This window comes from Streptomyces sp. NPDC029292 (genome assembly GCF_055569295.1).
On sequence record NZ_JBVHXR010000001.1, the window covers coordinates 1035488 to 1051807 of the forward strand.

15 protein-coding genes and 1 pseudogene are annotated in these 16320 nt (G+C 71.2%); 6 read left to right on the top strand and 10 right to left on the bottom strand.

All coding sequences use genetic code 11. The features are described 5' to 3' along the window. Positions 1 to 14: 14 nt before the first annotated feature. Positions 15 to 800, top strand: coding sequence for an SDR family oxidoreductase (locus ACZ4WS_RS04730; RefSeq protein ID WP_467977063.1), 786 nt, complete (start codon positions 15 to 17; stop codon positions 798 to 800). A 39-nt stretch (positions 801 to 839) separates the two neighbouring features. Further along, positions 840 to 1199: a nuclear transport factor 2-like protein gene (locus tag ACZ4WS_RS04735; RefSeq protein ID WP_467977065.1), complete on the top strand. Its 360-nt coding sequence runs from the start codon at positions 840 to 842 to the stop codon at positions 1197 to 1199. Between the two features lie 103 nt (positions 1200 to 1302). On the opposite strand, the gene ACZ4WS_RS04740 is transcribed toward ACZ4WS_RS04735, so the two are convergent. The 4 genes from ACZ4WS_RS04740 to ACZ4WS_RS04755 all read right to left on the bottom strand — a co-directional run bounded on the left by ACZ4WS_RS04740 (position 1303) and on the right by ACZ4WS_RS04755 (position 6125). Further along, a complete protein-coding gene (locus ACZ4WS_RS04740; RefSeq protein WP_467977067.1) occupies positions 1303 to 1812 on the bottom strand; it encodes an O-acetyl-ADP-ribose deacetylase in 510 nt (169 codons plus the stop codon). After that, a complete protein-coding gene (locus ACZ4WS_RS04745) occupies positions 1809 to 3218 on the bottom strand; it encodes a phytoene desaturase family protein (RefSeq protein WP_467977068.1) in 1410 nt (469 codons plus the stop codon). Before ACZ4WS_RS04745 ends, ACZ4WS_RS04740 begins: the two co-directional genes overlap by 4 nt. Positions 3219 to 3346: 128 nt before the next feature. After that, positions 3347 to 4192, bottom strand: a complete 846-nt coding sequence (locus ACZ4WS_RS04750) for an inositol monophosphatase family protein (RefSeq protein ID WP_467977070.1) — start codon at positions 4190 to 4192, stop codon at positions 3347 to 3349. A 112-nt stretch (positions 4193 to 4304) separates the two neighbouring features. Further along, positions 4305 to 6125, bottom strand: coding sequence for a gamma-glutamyltransferase family protein (locus ACZ4WS_RS04755; protein WP_467977072.1), 1821 nt, complete (start codon positions 6123 to 6125; stop codon positions 4305 to 4307). Positions 6126 to 6286: 161 nt separating this feature from the next. Here ACZ4WS_RS04755 and ACZ4WS_RS04760 point away from each other — a divergent pair. Beyond that, positions 6287 to 6400: pseudogene (locus tag ACZ4WS_RS04760) on the top strand (hypothetical protein); the annotation flags it as partial. 79 nt (positions 6401 to 6479) lie between these two features. Here ACZ4WS_RS04760 and ACZ4WS_RS04765 read toward each other — a convergent pair. Genes ACZ4WS_RS04765 through ACZ4WS_RS04775 form a run of 3 tightly spaced genes read right to left on the bottom strand, consistent with a single transcriptional unit; the run spans position 6480 to position 8976 of the window. Continuing rightward, the gene (locus ACZ4WS_RS04765) at positions 6480 to 7127 is read right to left on the bottom strand and encodes a DUF4232 domain-containing protein (RefSeq protein ID WP_467977074.1); all 648 of its coding nucleotides are present in this window, start codon (positions 7125 to 7127) and stop codon (positions 6480 to 6482) included. A gap of 35 nt (positions 7128 to 7162) precedes the next feature. Beyond that, positions 7163 to 7831: a response regulator gene (locus ACZ4WS_RS04770; protein WP_467977075.1), complete on the bottom strand. Its 669-nt coding sequence runs from the start codon at positions 7829 to 7831 to the stop codon at positions 7163 to 7165. Then, the gene (locus tag ACZ4WS_RS04775; RefSeq protein WP_467977077.1) at positions 7828 to 8976 is read right to left on the bottom strand and encodes a sensor histidine kinase; all 1149 of its coding nucleotides are present in this window, start codon (positions 8974 to 8976) and stop codon (positions 7828 to 7830) included. The genes ACZ4WS_RS04770 and ACZ4WS_RS04775 overlap by 4 nt, the downstream gene beginning before the upstream one ends. Positions 8977 to 9233: 257 nt before the next feature. Here ACZ4WS_RS04775 and ACZ4WS_RS04780 point away from each other — a divergent pair, with 257 nt between their 5' ends. From ACZ4WS_RS04780 to ACZ4WS_RS04790, 3 genes are all read left to right on the top strand, one after another. Then, positions 9234 to 10235 carry a carboxymuconolactone decarboxylase family protein gene (locus ACZ4WS_RS04780; RefSeq protein WP_467977078.1) on the top strand — a complete coding sequence of 334 codons (1002 nt, stop codon included), beginning with the start codon at positions 9234 to 9236 and terminating at the stop codon, positions 10233 to 10235. After that, positions 10232 to 11053, top strand: coding sequence for a class I SAM-dependent methyltransferase (locus tag ACZ4WS_RS04785; RefSeq protein WP_467977079.1), 822 nt, complete (start codon positions 10232 to 10234; stop codon positions 11051 to 11053). The genes ACZ4WS_RS04780 and ACZ4WS_RS04785 overlap by 4 nt, the downstream gene beginning before the upstream one ends. 221 nt (positions 11054 to 11274) lie before the next feature. Beyond that, positions 11275 to 11934, top strand: a complete 660-nt coding sequence (locus tag ACZ4WS_RS04790; protein ID WP_467977080.1) for a hypothetical protein — start codon at positions 11275 to 11277, stop codon at positions 11932 to 11934. Positions 11935 to 11979: 45 nt separating this feature from the next. On the opposite strand, the gene ACZ4WS_RS04795 is transcribed toward ACZ4WS_RS04790, so the two are convergent. From ACZ4WS_RS04795 to hydA, 3 genes are all read right to left on the bottom strand, one after another. Beyond that, positions 11980 to 13506, bottom strand: coding sequence for an NCS1 family nucleobase:cation symporter-1 (locus ACZ4WS_RS04795; protein WP_467977082.1), 1527 nt, complete (start codon positions 13504 to 13506; stop codon positions 11980 to 11982). 177 nt (positions 13507 to 13683) lie between these two features. Beyond that, the gene (locus tag ACZ4WS_RS04800; protein ID WP_467977084.1) at positions 13684 to 14703 is read right to left on the bottom strand and encodes a TIGR03842 family LLM class F420-dependent oxidoreductase; all 1020 of its coding nucleotides are present in this window, start codon (positions 14701 to 14703) and stop codon (positions 13684 to 13686) included. An 18-nt stretch (positions 14704 to 14721) separates the two neighbouring features. Next, on the bottom strand, positions 14722 to 16122 hold the full coding sequence (gene hydA, locus ACZ4WS_RS04805; protein WP_467977085.1) for a dihydropyrimidinase: 1401 nt from the start codon (positions 16120 to 16122) through the stop codon (positions 14722 to 14724). Between the last annotated feature and the right edge of the window lie 198 nt (positions 16123 to 16320).

The window sequence follows — 16320 nt, forward strand, 5'->3', positions numbered from 1 at the left end:
GAACGGAGCACCCCGTGACCACATTCCCCAGCGATTCCCTGGAGGGCCGCCGCGCCCTGGTCACCGGCGGCACCAAGGGCAGCGGAGCGGCGATCGCCCGACGCCTCGCCCAGGCCGGTGCGACCGTGCTCGTCACCGCCCGCAGCCGACCGGACGATGCCGAGGAGAAGTCGTTCGTCGCCGCCGACCTGTCCACCGCCGACGGTGCCGCGCAGGTGGTCGCCGAGGTGGAGGCCCGGCTGGGCGGCGTGGACATTCTGGTCAACACCCTCGGCGGCTCCGAGGCGCCGGCCGGAGGATTCGCGGCGCTCGGCGAGGACGACTGGGCCAGAGAGCTGAACATCAACCTGCTGGCCGCCGTCCGCTTGGACCGGGGCCTGCTGCCGGGCATGATCGCGGCCGGCCGAGGGGCCATCGTGCACGTCACCTCGATCCAGCGCCGGATGCCGCTGTGGAACGGAACCCTGGCCTACGCCGCCGCCAAGGCCGCCCTGACCACCTACAGCAAGGGCCTGGCCAACGAGGTCGCCCCGCACGGCGTCCGCGTCAACACCGTCTCCCCGGGTTTCGTCCAGACCACCGCCGCCGACCGTCTGGTCGCCAGGATCGCCCACGACGCCGGCATCACCCAGGACGCGGCGCTGACCCAGCTCATGGATTCACTGGGCGGCATCCCCCTCGGCCGCCCCAACCGGCCCGAGGAAGTGGCCGAGCTCGTCGCCTTCCTCGTATCCGACCGCGCTTCCGCCATCGTCGGCGCCGAGCACGTCATCGACGGCGGCACCACCCCCACCGTCTGAACCCGCCCCCCAGCGTCTCAACCCACCGCGAGGACCGTCATGCACGACAACCAACCCCAGGCCATCGCCCCGGACGCCCTGCCCGAGGTGATCGCCCGCTATCTCAAGGCGCACCGCGCCCACGACACCGCTACCGCCCTCACCGCGTTCACCGGCGACGCCACCGTGACCGACGACGCCACAACCCACCAGGGCACCGACGCGATCGAGGAGTGGCTGGACCGGGCCGCGACCGAATTCACGTACACCATCGACCTCACCGGAGCCGAGCAGATCGACGCGACCCACTACATCGCCACGCACCACCTCGAAGGCGACTTCCCCGGCGGCACCATCGATCTGCGCTACCGGTTCACGCTCCGCGGCGACCTGGTCGAACGCCTCGTCATCGAACCCTGAGTCCGCTCCTGCGCCGCCGTTCGCGCCCGCGTCAAGCAGGACCGTCGCCGATGACCGCTGCATCGGGGGCTCAGGCGGGACAGGTAATCCACCCGTGGTTCCGTCAGCGGAGCTGCCCGGCGAACGCCGCGTACGCCCGGTCGTCGAAGAGGACGAACCTGACCTCCTCGACCGCCGTCTCCGCGGCCCGTACCGTCTCCACCGCAATACGAGCGGCGTCCTCCATCGGCCAGCCGTAGATGCCGGCGGAGACGGCAGGGAATGCGACCGTACGGGCCCCCAACTCGTCGGCGACCCGCAGGGACTCCCGGTAGCAGGAGGCGAGGAGCGAGGAGCGGTCGTCCTCGCTGCTGAAGACCGGGCCGACGGTGTGGATCACCCAGCGCGCGTCCAGCTCACCGGCGGTGGTGGCGACCGCCTGCCCGGTGGCCAGGCCCTTGCCGTAATGGGAGGCGCGGAGCTTGCGGCACTCGGCGAGGATGGCGGGGCCGCCCCGGCGGTGGATGGCTCCGTCCACGCCTCCGCCGCCGAGCAGCGAGGAGTTCGCGGCGTTGACGATGGCGTCGGCGGTCTGCCGGGTGATGTCGCCCTGGACCAGCGTGATCGTGGTCATGACTGCCTCAGTCTCCTCCAGACGGCCTTCGCCGCGTTGTGGCCGGACATGCCATGGACGCCGGGGCCCGGTGGCGTGGCCGACGAGCAGATGAAGACGGCCGGATGCGGGGTGCTGTACGGGAACAGGGACAGCTTGGGCCGCAGCAGGAGCTGGAGCCCGGAGGCGGCGCCGCAGGCGATGTCACCGCCCACGTAGTTCGCGTTGCGCGCGGCGAGTTCGGGCGGGCCCGCCGTCGCTCGGGCCAACACGCGGTCGCGAAAGCCCGGTGCGAAACGCTCCAGCTGGCGTTCGATGGCGTCCGTGAGGTCCCCGGTCCAGCCGTTCGGAACATGTCCGTATGCCCAGAAGACCTGCTTGCCCTCGGGGGCCCGGGAGGGGTCCACGACGCTGGGCTGCACGGTGATCAGGAAGGGCGCGTCGGGCGCCCGGCCCTCGCGCGAGGCCGCCCGCAGCGCGGTGCCGATCTCCGCGCTGCTCGCGCCGACCTGTACGGTCCCGGCGGCGCGTGCCTCCTGGGCGGTCCAGGGCACGGGGCCGTCCAGCGCATAGTCGATCTTGAAGGCGCTCGCCCCGTACCGGTAACGCTCGTAGTACCGCCCGAAGCCCGCGATCCGGGCCAGCGCGGTGGGCGAGGTGTCGAAGACGTACGCGCGCGCGGGCGGCAGGTCGTCCAGGCGCTTGACCTCGTAGTCGGTGTGGACGGTGCCGCCGAGGTCCTTGAGATACGCGGTGAGCGCGTCGGAGATGGACTGGGAGCCGCCGCGCGCGACGGGCCAGCCGCGGGTGTGCGCGGCCAGCGCGAAGACCAGGCCGACCGCGCCGGTGGCGATGCCGTCGAGCGGGGCGATGACGTGCGCGACGAGCCCGCTGAACAATGCCTTGGCCCGCTCGTCGCGGAAGCGGCGCATCAGCCATGTCGCGGGCGGCAGCCCGACGAGGCCGAAGCGGGCCAGGGTGACGGGGTCGCGGGGCAGCGCGGTCAGGGGCAGCGCCATGAAGTCGCGGACCAGGGTGTCCCACCTGGGGAGGAAGGGCGCGACCAGCCTGCGGTACGCACCGGCGTCGCGCGGCCCGAACGAGGCGGCCGTCTCGGCCACGGACCGGGAAAGGACCGCCGCCGTGCCGTCGGTGAACGGGTGCGCCATGGGCAGCCCGGCGTGCAGCCACTCCAGTCCGTACCGCTCCAGGGGCATCGCCTGGAACGCCGGCGAGTTGATACCCAGCGGATGCGCCGCCGCGCACGGGTCGTGCCGGAAGCCGGGCAGCGTCAGCTCTTCGGTACGCGCTCCCCCGCCCACGGTGTCCCGCGCCTCGAACACGGACACGGAGAAGCCCCGGCGGGCCAGCTCCACGGCAGCCGTCAGTCCGTTCGGCCCCGCACCCACCACGACCACATCGAGCATCGACGGCACCTTCGGACTCCTTTGTCAGCCGACGGCCACTGAGATCAGGATATGCCGGAGGACTGACAGCCTTGGCGGCGCAGGCGGTTGGGGACCGCAAGCCGTGGAACGCGCGCGGAGTGTCCTGGTCAGGCTCCGGCGGTCAGCAGCGCCACCACCCGGCGGGCCGTGGCCTCGTCCCTGGCCGCCGTGAACGGCAGTGCGTTGCCCCCGGTGATGCGGAAGGGCTCGCCCGTGAGGGTCAGATGGGCGCCGCCCGCCTCCTCGACCAGCAGCAGCCCCGCGGCGTGGTCCCAGGCGGCCTCCCAGGAGAAGGCCGTGGCGTCCAACTCGCCGCGGGCGATGGCCAGATACTCCAGGCCGGCCGAGCCGCACGGGCGTGGGACGACGCCGTCGACGCGCAGGCCGAGGAGCGCGCGCTTCTGCTCGTCCGTGGTGTAGTCCGGGTGGGACGTGGCGATGTCGAGGTCGCGGCCGGGCACGGGCGAGCCGGAGCGCAGGGGCGCACCGTCGAGTACGGCGCCCCGCCCGCGTATCGCGGTGGCGAACTCGTCGCGCGCGGGAGCGAACGTCCACGACGCGTGCACGACGCCGTCCAGCGCGAGCGCGACCAGTGTGCAGAAGCCGGAGTCGCCGTGCACGAACTGCCGTGTCCCGTCGACGGGGTCGACGATCCAGACCGGCGCAGTGCCGCGGATCGCGTCGTACGTCGCCGGGTCGGCGTGCACCGCCTCCTCACCGACCACGACCGAGCCGGGGAGCAGCCTGGTGAGGGCCTCGGTGAGGTACTCCTCGGCCTTGCGGTCGGCGTCCGTCACCAGGTCGTGCGGGCCGGTCTTCTGGTCTATCTCGTGCGCGGCGAGCTGCCGGAAGCGCGGCATGATCTCGGCGGCGGCCGCCTCGCGGACCGCCTCCTCCACGAGGTACGTGCGGTGTACGAGAAACTCGTCGATGGTTTCGATGTCTACGATCACGGCTCCATGACAGCACGGGCCACTGACAATCCCCACCCCGCCGGTGTACTCCGGGTGGAATCACCATGAATACCCAGGGTTGAGGGGTCAGCGACTACCTGAGGTTCAAGAGTCAGCGTCCGACCGCGTACCCCTGCATCCCCCGCGGATTCGCCGCCGCCGACAGCACACCCGTCTCCGGGTCCCGTGCGACCGCGCACAGCCGTCCCTCGGACCAGGCCTCGGCGAGAAGGACGTCGTGGCCGCGGCGGCGCAGCTCCTCGACGACCGCCTCGTCCATGCGGGACTCGACGGTGAGGCTGCCGGGCCGCATGCCGCGCGGGTAGAAGGAGCCGGGGAAGCTGTCGTTGTGCCAGTTCGGGGCGTCGATGGCGCCCTGGAGATCGAGGCCGCCGCGCACCTCGGAACGCAGCGCCACCGACAGGAAGAAGTGCGTCTGCCACTGGTCCTGCTGATCGCCGCCCGGGGTGCCGAACGCCATGACCGGCACACCGTCGCGCAGCGCGAGCGAGGGGGTCAGCGTGGTGCGCGGGCGGCGACCCGGCGTGAGGGAGTTCGGCAGTCCCTCCTCCAGCCAGGCCATCTGGAGCCGGGTGCCGAGCGGGAAGCCCAGTTCCGGCACGACCGGGTTGGACTGCAGCCAGCCACCGCTGGGCGTGGCGGCGACCATGTTGCCCCAGCGGTCGACGACGTCGAGGTGGCAGGTGTCGCCCCGGGTGCCGCCGTCCCTCGCCACTTCGAGTCCCGCGCCCGTGCGGGCCACGGTGGGTTCGCCCGCGCCCGGTACCCCCAGCGCGTCGAAGCCCGATTCCCCGGCGGCCACCACGCACGCGTGCCCGCTCATCCGGGGTGTGCGCCCTCCCGGGCTGCCCGGTCGCAGCTCGTACGACGCCTTGTCGCCGACGAGGGCGCGCCGGTCGGTGTTGTACGTCTGCGACAGCAGCTCGTCGAGCGGCACCTCGGCCGCGTCCCCGTACCAGGCCTCCCGGTCGGCCATGGCGAGTTTGCAGCCCTCGACCAGAAGGTGGACGTAATCGGCGGAGCCGTAGCGCGGCAGCTCGGGCGGCAGCAGGGCCAGCTGCTGCAGGAGGACCGGGCCCTGGCTCCAGGGGCCCGCCTTGCACAGGGTCCAGCCGCGCCAGTCGTACGTCGCCGGGGCCTCGTAGGCCGCGGACCAGGAGGCCAGGTCGGCGGCCGTCAGGGTGCCGGAGTGGCGCTCGCCGCTGGTGTCCATGGTGGGCCGCCGCGCCTGGCGCACCAGGGCCTCGGCGATGAAGCCGGAACGCCAGACCCCGCGCGCGGCCTCGATCTGCGCCACGCGATCGGTCTCCCCGGAGACCTCGGCGATCAGCCGTCGCCAGGCCGCGGCGAGGGCGGGATTGCGGAACAGCTCGCCGGGGCGCGGTGACCTGCCGCCCGGCAGATACACCTCGGCCGAGGAGGTCCACTCCGTCTCGAACAGCTCGCGCACCGACTCCACGGTCTCGCCGAGGCGCTCCACGGGCGCGTGTCCGTCCTCCGCGTACCCGATGGCGTACTTCAGGACGTCGGCGAGGGTCTTCGTGCCGTGGTCGCGCAGGAGCAGCATCCAGGCGTCGAAGGCGCCGGGCACGGCGGCGGCGAGCGGCCCCGTACCGGGTACGAGATCCAAACCGAGTCCCCTGTAGTACGCGATCGTCGCTCCGGCCGGCGCGACGCCCTGCCCGCACAGCACCCGCACCTCGCCGGCCGCCGGGGCGAGGATGATCGGGACCTCGCCCGCGGGTCCGTTGAGATGCGGCTCGACGACGTGCAGGACGAAGCCCGCGGCGACGGCGGCGTCGTACGCGTTGCCGCCGTCCTCCAGGACGGCCATCGCCGACTGCGAGGCGAGCCAGTGCGTGGAGGACACCATGCCGAAGGTGCCCTGGAGCGTCGGTCGGGTCGTGAACATGCCGTGCCACCTCGCTGTGCGGAGCGATCAACTTCGCGCTCGACTATGACACTCGCGGCCACCGGAAGGGAGGGTTCCGATTTCTGGAAATCTCCTTCAAACACACCCGGGCCGGTGCCATATCAGACACACTCATGGGCGATCCATATCAGCTGTGCAGTATGCGAGTTGGCGCCTTTCCCCACGCCGGGGTTTATTGGTCTGCGGTGGTCACGGTGAGCGTCTTCGGCACCATGGCGGCCGACGTGCTGCATTCCAAGCTGGGCATCACCCTGACCACTTCGAGCTCGCGCGGGGCGCGGACGCCGCCACCGGCGGACGCGGCTGAGCGGACGACACCACCGACGGACTCCGCTAAGCGGACGAGCCCGATACCCACGCCGTCGTCCCGAGCGTGTTCTCCGGGCCGATGTCGAGGGGCTCTTCCGGGCGTACGTTCAAGGCGTCCCGCCCCTTGTCCGGCGCGACGCGGAGGTACGTACCGTCCTCGGCGTTCATCCGCCAGAACAGGCCTGCCCGGGCGACCTCGCCCGGGGCCAGCGTCAGCGGCTCGGGGCCCGGGTCCTCCGGCGCCATGGGCACCTTGTCCGTCCCCTCGACGGTCCGTACTCCCGTGAGCGGGGCGCCCGTCTCGTCGAGGACGTGGACGACGGGGTAGCCGTTCACCTCGTACGACCGCGTGCCGCAGTTCGTGAGGGTGAGGGTCATGGCGCGCAGTCCCATGGCCGCGTCGACGGGGCCGGGGTCGACGCGCAGGCCGGAGGGCGGGCAGCCGCGCGTCTGCTGGACCGGTACGGCCGGGGAGGGCTCTGCGGACGCGGGCGCCGGAGAGGGCTCGGCGGACGCGGGCGCCGGGGCGGCCCGCGTCTGCGACGGCATGGGCTTGCGTTCGGGGTTGCGCTCGCGGTCCAGTTCGGCGGAGGGCCCGCACCCGCTCGCGGCCAGCGCCAGCACACAGGCGAGGGCGGCGGGGCGGGTCCGCTTCCGGCGTATCGCGAGCACGCGCCGATCATGGCACGCGGTCTCGGCGGAAGCCGTCACTCCGCGCGCCCGCGCGCCGTCACCAGCCCCGATTCGTAGGCGAACACGACGAGTTGGGCCCGGTCGCGGGCGCCCAGCTTCGTCATCGCGCGGCTGACGTGGGTCTTCGCCGTGAACGGGCTGATGACCATGTGCGCGGCGATCTCCTCGTTGGTGAGGCCGCGCGCGGCGAGCGCGGTGACCTCGCGTTCGCGGCGCGTGAGGCATTCGAGACCGGGCGCGGTGGACCGGTCGGGGGGCCGGGCGACGAACTCTCCGATCAGGGTGCGGGTGACGGACGGGGACAGCAGCGCCTCTCCCTGGGCGACGACTTCGATGGCCTGGAGCAGGTCGGCGGGCTCGGTGTCCTTGAGCAGGAAACCGAGGGCACCGGCCCGCAACGCCTCGAAGACGTATGCGTCCAGGCCGTAGTTGGTGAGGATCACGACGCGTACGCCGGACAGCCGCGGGTCGGCGGCGATACGTCGGGTCGCCTCGATGCCCGTCATCACCGGCATCTGTACGTCGACGAGGGCGATGTCCGGCACCTGGGCCCGCACGAGCGCCAGCCCCTGCTCCCCGTCGGCGGCCTCGCCCACCACCTCGATGCCGTCCTCGGCGTCCAGCAGGGCGCGGAAACCGGCGCGCATCAGAGCCTGGTCGTCGACGAGGGCGACCCTGATCACGACGCGTCCTCCGGCAGGCCCAGCGGCAGTTCGGCCCGCACCGAGAAGCCGCCCTCCGCACGCGGACCGGCCCGCAGGGTGCCGCCGAGAGCCGTGACGCGTTCGCGCATTCCGGTGAGGCCGATGCCGGGCTTGGGCGCCCGACGGGGCTCCCCCCTGCTCGAACGCAGTGAAGAACTCGAAGGAGGCTGGACGGCGCCGTCGTCGTCCACGCGGATCGTCAACTCGCCGGGCGTGTAGCCGAGTTCAACGGTGACCTTGGCGGGGCCCGCGTGACGGGCGGCGTTCGTGAGAGCCTCCTGGACGATGCGGTACGCGGCGCGGTCCACGGTCGCCGTCAGCGGGCGCTCCTCGCCGGTCACCCTCAGGTCGACGGCGAGGCCGGCGGCGCGGGCCCGCTCCACGAGCAGCGCGGGCGTGCCGGTCGGCTCGTCGGTGCGCAACACCTCGAGCGTGGCGCGCAGTTCACGCATCGCCTCGCCGCCCGCCTCCTGAATGGCCAGCAGCGCGGGCGGCACCTCCTCGCCGCGCTTGCGGGCGAGATGGACGGCAACACCCGCCTGGAGCTTGATGATCGAGATGCTGTGCGTGAGCGAGTCGTGCAACTCCCGGGCGATCCGCAGCCGTTCCTCGCCCGCCCGCCGCAACGCGGCCTCCTCACGGGTGCGTTCCGCCTCCAGCGCACGCTGTTCCGTCTGACGCAGGTATGCCTGCCAGTTGCGGTCGGCGAGGCCCGTCACCAGGGCGCACAGGAACCAGCCCGCGAGCAGCAGCGCCCGCTCGACGATCTCCCGTGTCGTGGGCCCCGTCGCCATATATACCGCCAGGAACAGGGCACTTGCCAGCGCAGCCACCCCTCGGTGGCCCGCGCGGGCGGCCGTGTGGACGGCGGCCAGGACGGGGAGGGCGGACAGCGGGCCTGGGTGTGCGTGCACGACGTACGCGGTCGTCGTGGCCGTGCTCACGGCCAGGACCGCGCGCGGGGCGCTGCGGTAGGCCGCGAGGGTGAGCGAGCCGAGGGCGATCAGGGTGTAGTCGACGAGGGTCGTGCCGTCGAGCGCCGCCGAGGTCACCACGAGGGCGCCGATCACGACGGCGAGCGTCGTGTCGGCCAGGCGCCTTCGGGTGACCTGGTCAAGCTGCATGCTCGGCACGATATGCGGCCGGGCCGACCGTCGCGTCAGACCTGTGGATGGCTGTCGGGGTACTCCCGGCGCAGTAGTTCGCACCGCGCGCGGGCTTGGTGGTCGTAGCGCGGATTGCCTTCGGGTGTACGACGTCCCGGGTGCCTCCTCGGAGCGAGGGTGGCCAGGGCACCCGGCGTTGATGGCCGTGGCCACCCGTTCCGACCCGCGGAACGCCTGCCATCAGCGGTAACCCACACCAGGAGGCGAACCGGACCATGCCCACCCCGTTCCGCTACACCACCCCACCGCCCCCCAAATCCGCCACCGGCACCACCGCGGCCGTCTACGCCCAACTCGCCGAAGACTTCGGCATCGAGCGCGCCACCACCTTCGTCGTCCTCTCCTCCGCTCCCGAAATCCTCGCTCCCGCCTGGGCGTTGATGCGCGAGTCGCTCATCGCGGGCGAGGGCAGCCGGACCGGGAAGGAGCTCGCGGCGCTCGGAGTGTCCGTCGCCAATCGCTGTCCCTTCTGCGTGGACGCGCACACCATGCTGCTGCACGGCACCGGGGATCACGCCCTCGCGGAGACAGTGGCGCGCGGCGAGACCCCCGCCGACGAGGGGCACGCGCGCGTGCTGGCGTGGGGGAAGGCGTCCCGCGCGCCGGGCGCGCCGGCGCTGACGCCGCTCCCCTTCCCCGCCGCGCACGCCCCCGCCTACATCGGGACCGCGCTCTCCTTCCACTTCATCAACCGGATCGTGTCGGCGCTGCTGACCGAGAATCTGCTGCCGGGCAACGCCCAGCGCTTCCGGGTGGTCCGGAGTCTGGTGGGGCGCTCGGTCGCCGGAACGCTGCGTCGTCACCCCTCCCCCGGGGCGGGCCTGGCGCTGCTCGACGATCCGGGTCCCGGCCCGGACTGGGCGCGCGGGACGACCGTCGGCCCGGCCTACGCCGCGCTGCGCACCGCCGCCGGTGCGGGCGCGGGACTTCTCGACGAGGCCGACCGGACCCTCGTACAGGAGACCCTCCAGGAATGGGACGGCGCGCACCCGCCGCTCGCGTGGGATGAGCTGCCGGACCGTTCACGCCCCGGCGCGCGCCTCGCGCTGCTGGCCGCCATCGCCCCGTACCGCATCACGGACGAAGACGTGACGGCCTGGCGCACACCGATTCATGCCGACCACTGCCTCGTGCATCTCGTGGCGTACGGCGCGTTCGCCGCCGTCGACCGGATCGAGAGCGCACTTCCCGTCCACACCGCGAAGGAGACCTCATGACCCCGAACGCCAACTCCGCTCAGGCACAAGCCTGGAACGGCCCCGTCGGCATCCACTGGGCCGCCCATCAGGAGCGCTACGACACGATGTTGGCCGGCGTGAACGACGCGCTGTTCGCGGGCGCGGCCATCGCGGCGGGCGAGCGCGTCCTCGACGTCGGGTGCGGCGCGGGGACGACCACACGGATCGCGGCCCGGCTGGCCGCCCCCGGGCATGCCGTCGGCGTCGACATCTCGGCGCCCCTGCTCGACAGGGCGCGGGCGGTCACCGCCGCCGAGCGGGTCACGAATGTCGCGTACGAGCTCGCCGACGCCCAGGTCCACCCCTTCCCGGCGGCCGGATACGACGTCGTCATCAGCCGGGGCGGGGTGATGTTCTTCGCGGACCACGCGGCCGCGTTCCGGAATCTGGCGCGGGCGCTGCGGCCGGGAGGGCGGCTCGCGTTCATCTGTCCGCAGCCCGCCGGTCCGGATGCGGAGGAGTCGCGGGCCCTGGGCCTGTTCGGCAAGCTCCTCGACGAACCGGACCCCGACACGGTCGCCGCGCACGTCGCGATGGCCTCCCTGTCCGACCCGGCTCGCATCCGCGAAGTCCTGCACGGGTACGACGACGTGACGGTGAGCCCGGTCGAGCTGGAGACGGTGTGGGGGCGCGACGCCTCGGACGCCGTCGGCTTCATCCTCTCGCGCACGCCCGGCGGACGGACCGTCGCGGCCGACACCCGCGCGACCTTGGAGGACACTTTGCGCCCGTACGAGACGGATCGCGGCGTTCGTCTCCGGGCCGCGGTGTGGCTCGTGACGGCGAGGACACCTTAGAGAGCAACTTCGAGGACCACTTCGAGGACCACTTCGAGGGCGACTGCCGGGGCGAGTGCGAGGGCAACTTCGGGGCGCCCCACAGTCCGTGGACAGTGAGCCACTGTCACCGCACAGGTACGGAGCGAGTTGGCACTTCCGCCCCACAGAGACTCATGTGACACTGGCGTCCCGTCCGCAGTGCGGACTACCTCCGCACCGTCCCCCACGAGAAGTGCGTCGTGCGTTCCCTTCCTCTGCCGCTCGCTCTCACCGCGCGTCTGCTGCCGGTCGCCGTGCTCGCCTCGGCGGGCTGGGCCCTGACGTCCGGTCCGTTCGCCGCGACCCCTACGGCCGATCACAAAACGACGCAAAAGGCGACCAGTACGGCGTCCGCTCCGTCGACGTCCGCGGCCACCAAGACGTACACCGCGTCGCCCGCACCCTGCGGCAGCGTGGCGGAGAAGACGGTCAAGTCCCTGGTCCCGGGCGCCAAGACGGCCGGTCAGGAGATCGCGTCGACCGACAAGTCCGTGCGCCGCACCTGCTCCTGGAACGCACTCAAGGGGTACGACTACCGCTGGCTCGACATCTCCTTCGAGATCATGAACTCGGACGAAGCGGCACAAAGTTCCTACAAGGAGCGCATCGCCAAGAAGAGCGGCGGGGGGGATGTCCCCGGCCTGGGCGACACGGCTTATTCCGTCGTGAACCTCGCCACCGAGGACAAGCAGCAGACACGTGAGGGCGTGGTGATCGCCCGCGCGTCCAACGCGCTGGTGGTCGTCACCTACAACGGCAGCGACTTCGAGACGAAGAAGGCGCCCGGTACGGACGAAATCAACAAGGGCGCCATCAAAGCCGCCAAGGACGCGGTGGCCACCCTGGAGAAAGCCCAGTAGAGCTGACCCGAATGAAGGGGTCAGCTCTACCCAAGGGCACTTAAATCAGACAGCTGTCTTCTCCTTGCCCCGCAGCAGCATCAGCACGACATACAGGACCATCGACGTACCGAGCCCGACCGCCCAGCCGTAGTCGGCCAGCGACTCCAGCGCCGGAATGGGCCGTCCGTCGATCAGCGGGTGGAAGTCCGCGCCGCCGACCGCGAGGACGCCGCCGGTGACGAAGGCGACGACGGCCCGCCAGTTCCAGCCGCCGTCGTACCAGTAGCGGCCGCCCGTGCGGTACAGGTCGGCGAGGTCGAGCTTGGTGCGGCGCAGGATCCAGTAGTCGGCGATGAGGATGCCGGCGACCGTGCCGAGCAGACCGCCGACCAGGCCGAGCCAGGTGAAGATGTAGCCCTGCGGGTCGGAGTACAGCTTCCACGGGAAGATCAGCACGCCGAGGACGCAGGTGGCGAGCGCACCGGCGCGGAAATTGATCTTCCGGGGCGCGATGTTGGAGAAGTCGAAGGCCGGGGAGACCAGGTTGGCCGCGATGTTCACGGACAGGGTCGCGACCAGCACGGTGACCAGGGCGAAGAGGATGCCGGCGACGTTGTCCGTCTTGGCGGCCAGCTGGACCGGGTCCCAGATCGCCTCGCCGTACACCGCCTGCGAGCCCGAGGTGACCATGACGGAGAGGAAGGCGAAGAGCGTCATCGTGGTGGGCAGGCCGAGCGCCTGGCCCCAGGTCTGCGCCTTCTGGCTCTTGCCGTAGCGGGTGAAGTCCGGGATGTTCAGCGACAACGTGGACCAGAAGCCGATCATGCCCATGAGCGAGGGCCAGAACAGCTTCCAGAAGTCGCCGCCCCAGCCGAGCTTCGAGGGCTGGTCGAGCAGCGGGCCGAAGCCGCCGGCCTTGCTGCTCATCCACCACAGCATCACGCCGGCGCCGAGGAGTACGAAGGGCGCGGCCCAGTTCTCGAAGCGGCGGATCGTCTCCATGCCCCGGTAGATGATGGCGACCTGGAGCACCCAGAAGATGGCGAAGGACAGCCACATGGTCCAGGCGTAGCCGCCGACCTCGGAGGCGTTCTTCCAGCCGTCGCCGAAGAGCTTCCCGGCGAGGAAGTAGATCGCCTCGCCGCCGATCCAGGTCTGGATGCCGAACCAGCCGCAGGCCACCAACGCCCGTACGACGGCGGGGAGGTTGGCGCCGCGGACGCCGAAGGAGGCGCGGGCGAATACGGGGAAGGGTATGCCGTACTTGGGGCCGGCGTGCCCGGTGAGCAGCATCGGGACCAGCACGATCAGGTTGGCCAGCGCGATGGTGAACACGGCCTGCTTCCAGTCCATGCCCACGGCTATCAGGCCGGAAGCCAGGGTCCAGGAAGCGGTGTTGTGGGCCATGCCGACCCAGAGCGCCGAGAAGTTGTACGTGGTCCAGGTGCGCTTCTCGACCGGGACCGGCAGCAGGTCCTCGTTGGCGTAGGGGCCGCTGGGGGCGGGCGCGTCGGGGGCGATCTCCACCCGGCCGTCGGCGAGCGTGACTTGAGCGGGTGGCGGGCTGTCGGTGGGGACGGTCTCGGTCATGGGCAGGCCAATCAGGTGAGGAGTGTCGGGAAAGGCCGTGCGGGTGACGCCGTGGGGGGAGGTGTGCGGGTGCGGCCGGTCCCCTTCCCCGGACGGAGGGAAGGGGACGAATGGGGAGGTGGAGCGGGAGCCGCGGTACCGCGTGGGGCGGGAGCCGCGGTAACGCCTGGGCCTGGGTCAGCCGTTGATCGCCGGGATGACCTTCGCCCCGTACGCGTCGATGGTGGCTTCCTGCGCGTCGTGCATGTCGTACACCGCGAACTGGTCGACGCCGAGTGCGCGCAGCGCGTTCAGCTTCTCGATGTGCTTCTCGGCCGTGCCGATCAGGCAGAACCGGTCGACGATCTCGTCGGGCACGAACTTGGTGTCGGGGTTGTCGCTGCGTCCGTGGTGGGAGTAGTCGTAGCCCTCGCGGGCCTTGATGTAGTCGGTGAGTTCGTCGGGTACGGCGGCGGAGTGCTCGCCGTACTTGGAGACGAGGTCGGCGACGTGGTTGCCGACCATGCCGCCGAACCAGCGGCACTGCTCACGGGCGTGGGCGAGCGCCTCGGGCGAGTCGTCCTCGGTGATGTACGCGGGCGCGGCCACGCAGATCTTCACCTCGGAGGGGTCACGCCCTGCCTCGACCGCCGCGTCCTTCACGGCCTTGACCATGTACTCGGTGAGATACAGATCGGCAAGCTGGAGGATGAAGCCGTCGGCCTCCTCTCCGGTCATCTTCAACGCCTTGGGGCCGTACGCGGCCATCCAGACCGGGAGTTCGGCGCCGGGCTTGACCCACGGGAACTTGATGACGGTGCCGCCGAGGTCGGCCTCGTCGCCCCGCCCGAGCGCCCGGATCACCTTCATCGCGCCGCTGATGCGGGCCAGGGTGTTGGGCTTGCGTCCGGCGACGCGCATCGCCGAGTCGCCGCGCCCGATCCCGCACACCGTGCGGTTGCCGTACATGTCGTTGAGCGTCGCGAAGGTGGAGGCGGTGACCTCCCAGGTGCGGGTGCCCGGGTTGGTGACCATCGGGCCGACCGTCAGCTTCTCGGTGTTCGCGAGAATCTGACTGTAGATCACAAAGGGTTCCTGCCACAGCACGGCGGAGTCGAAGGTCCAGCCGTACGTGAAGCCATTGCCCTCGGCCCGCTTCATCAGGTCGATGACGCGGGAGGCAGGGGGGTCGGTCTGCAGGACGAGTCCGAAGTCCATGGCGCCGCTCCTAGTCGTTCAGAGAAGGTACTGACAGGTGGAGCGGGGGGTGTAGACGCCGTGCCCCGCGCGTCCGGTGAACTCCCGCTCGGTGATGACCGGTTCGCCGCGCGAGAGCACGCTCTCGACCCGGCCGGTGACGCGCTTGCCCTCGTACGCCGAGTAGTCGACGTTCATGTGGTGCGTTTCGACCGACATGACCTGCTCGGCGTGCGGGTCGTAGATGACGATGTCCGCGTCGGCGCCCGGCGCGATGGTGCCCTTCTTCGGGTACAGGCCGAACATCCGGGCCGGGGTCGCGCAGGCGATCTCGATCCAGCGGCGGCGCGAGATGTGTCCGTCGACGACGGCCTGGTGGAGCAGGTCCATGCGGTTCTCGACGCCCGGAAGGCCGTTGGGGATCTTCGAGAAGTCGCCCCGGCCGAGCTCCTTCTGGCCCACGAAGCAGAAGGGGCAGTGGTCGGTGGAGACGACCTGGAGGTCGTTCGTGCGCAGGCCCCGCCACAGGGCGGCCTGGTGCTCCTTGGGGCGAAGTGGCGTGCTGCACACGTACTTCGAGCCCTCGAAGTCGGGCTCGGCGAGGTTGTCCGTCGACAGGAACAGGTACTGCGGACAGGTCTCGCCGAAGACGTTCAGGCCCTCGTCGCGGGCCCGTGCCAGCTCGGCGACTGCCTCCTGCGCCGAGACGTGCACGACGTACAGCGGAGCCCCCGCGACCTGCGCGAGCTTGATGGCGCGGTGGGTGGCCTCGGCTTCGAGGAGCGCCTTGCGGACCTCGCCGTGGAAGCGAGGGTCGGTCTCGCCCCGGGCCAGCGCCTGCTCCACCAGCACATCGATCGCGATGCCGTTCTCGGCGTGCATCATGATCAGGCCGCCGTTCTCGGCGGAGCGCTGCATGGCGCGCAGGATCTGGCCGTCGTCGCTGTAGAAGACGCCGGGGTAGGCCATGAACTGCTTGAAGGAGGTGACGCCCTCCTCGACCAGCAGGTCCATCTCCTTGAGCGTCTCCTGGTTCACATCGGAGACGATCATGTGGAAGGCGTAGTCGATGGCGCACTTGCCGTCGGCCTTGGCGTTCCAGGCATCGAGACCCTCGCGCAGCGAGTGGCCCACGCTCTGCACCGCGAAGTCGATGATGGTGGTGGTGCCGCCCCAGGCCGCCGCCCGGGTGCCCGTCTCGAAGGTGTCGGAGGCGAAGGTGCCGCCGAACGGCAGCTCCATGTGGGTGTGGGCGTCGACGCCGCCCGGAATGACGTACTTGCCGGTGGCGTCGATGGCCCGCTCGGCCGTCCACGCCTCGGCTGCCGGGGTGCCGGTCGCGGCGAGGGCGGCGATCCGGCCGTCCTCGATCAGGACGTCGGCGTGGATCTCGTCGGACGCGGTGATGACGAGACCACCACGGATGACGGTACGGCTCATGCTCCCTCTCCTTCCGGTCGTGCGTGCACTGAGGGAATACCGAAGCTGTTGAAAACTGAGGTCAACGCTGTTTCCTCGAGAGGAATACGGTGACGCGGGGGGGGGGTCCCCCTGGCCGGGGCCTCGGGGGGGGGTGTGCCTCCGGCTCGGTCAGGGGTCCGTCCCTCCCCCCAGGACAGGTGCAGGGGGAAAGCCCAC

Bases quoted from the DNA above. Each gene is read 5' to 3' on its own strand.
- ACZ4WS_RS04735 (WP_467977065.1), top strand. From the start codon at position 840: ATGCACGACAACCAACCCCAGGCCATCGCCCCGGACGCCCTGCCCGAG.
- ACZ4WS_RS04740 (WP_467977067.1), bottom strand. From the start codon at position 1,812: ATGACCACGATCACGCTGGTCCAGGGCGACATCACCCGGCAGACCGCC.
- ACZ4WS_RS04745 (WP_467977068.1), bottom strand. From the start codon at position 3,218: ATGCTCGATGTGGTCGTGGTGGGTGCGGGGCCGAACGGACTGACGGCT.
- ACZ4WS_RS04755 (WP_467977072.1), bottom strand. From the start codon at position 6,125: ATGTTCACGACCCGACCGACGCTCCAGGGCACCTTCGGCATGGTGTCC.
- ACZ4WS_RS04775 (WP_467977077.1), bottom strand. From the start codon at position 8,976: ATGCAGCTTGACCAGGTCACCCGAAGGCGCCTGGCCGACACGACGCTC.
- ACZ4WS_RS04780 (WP_467977078.1), top strand. From the start codon at position 9,234: ATGCCCACCCCGTTCCGCTACACCACCCCACCGCCCCCCAAATCCGCC.
- ACZ4WS_RS04785 (WP_467977079.1), top strand. From the start codon at position 10,232: ATGACCCCGAACGCCAACTCCGCTCAGGCACAAGCCTGGAACGGCCCC.
- ACZ4WS_RS04795 (WP_467977082.1), bottom strand. From the start codon at position 13,506: ATGACCGAGACCGTCCCCACCGACAGCCCGCCACCCGCTCAAGTCACG.
- ACZ4WS_RS04800 (WP_467977084.1), bottom strand. From the start codon at position 14,703: ATGGACTTCGGACTCGTCCTGCAGACCGACCCCCCTGCCTCCCGCGTC.
- hydA (WP_467977085.1), bottom strand. From the start codon at position 16,122: ATGAGCCGTACCGTCATCCGTGGTGGTCTCGTCATCACCGCGTCCGAC.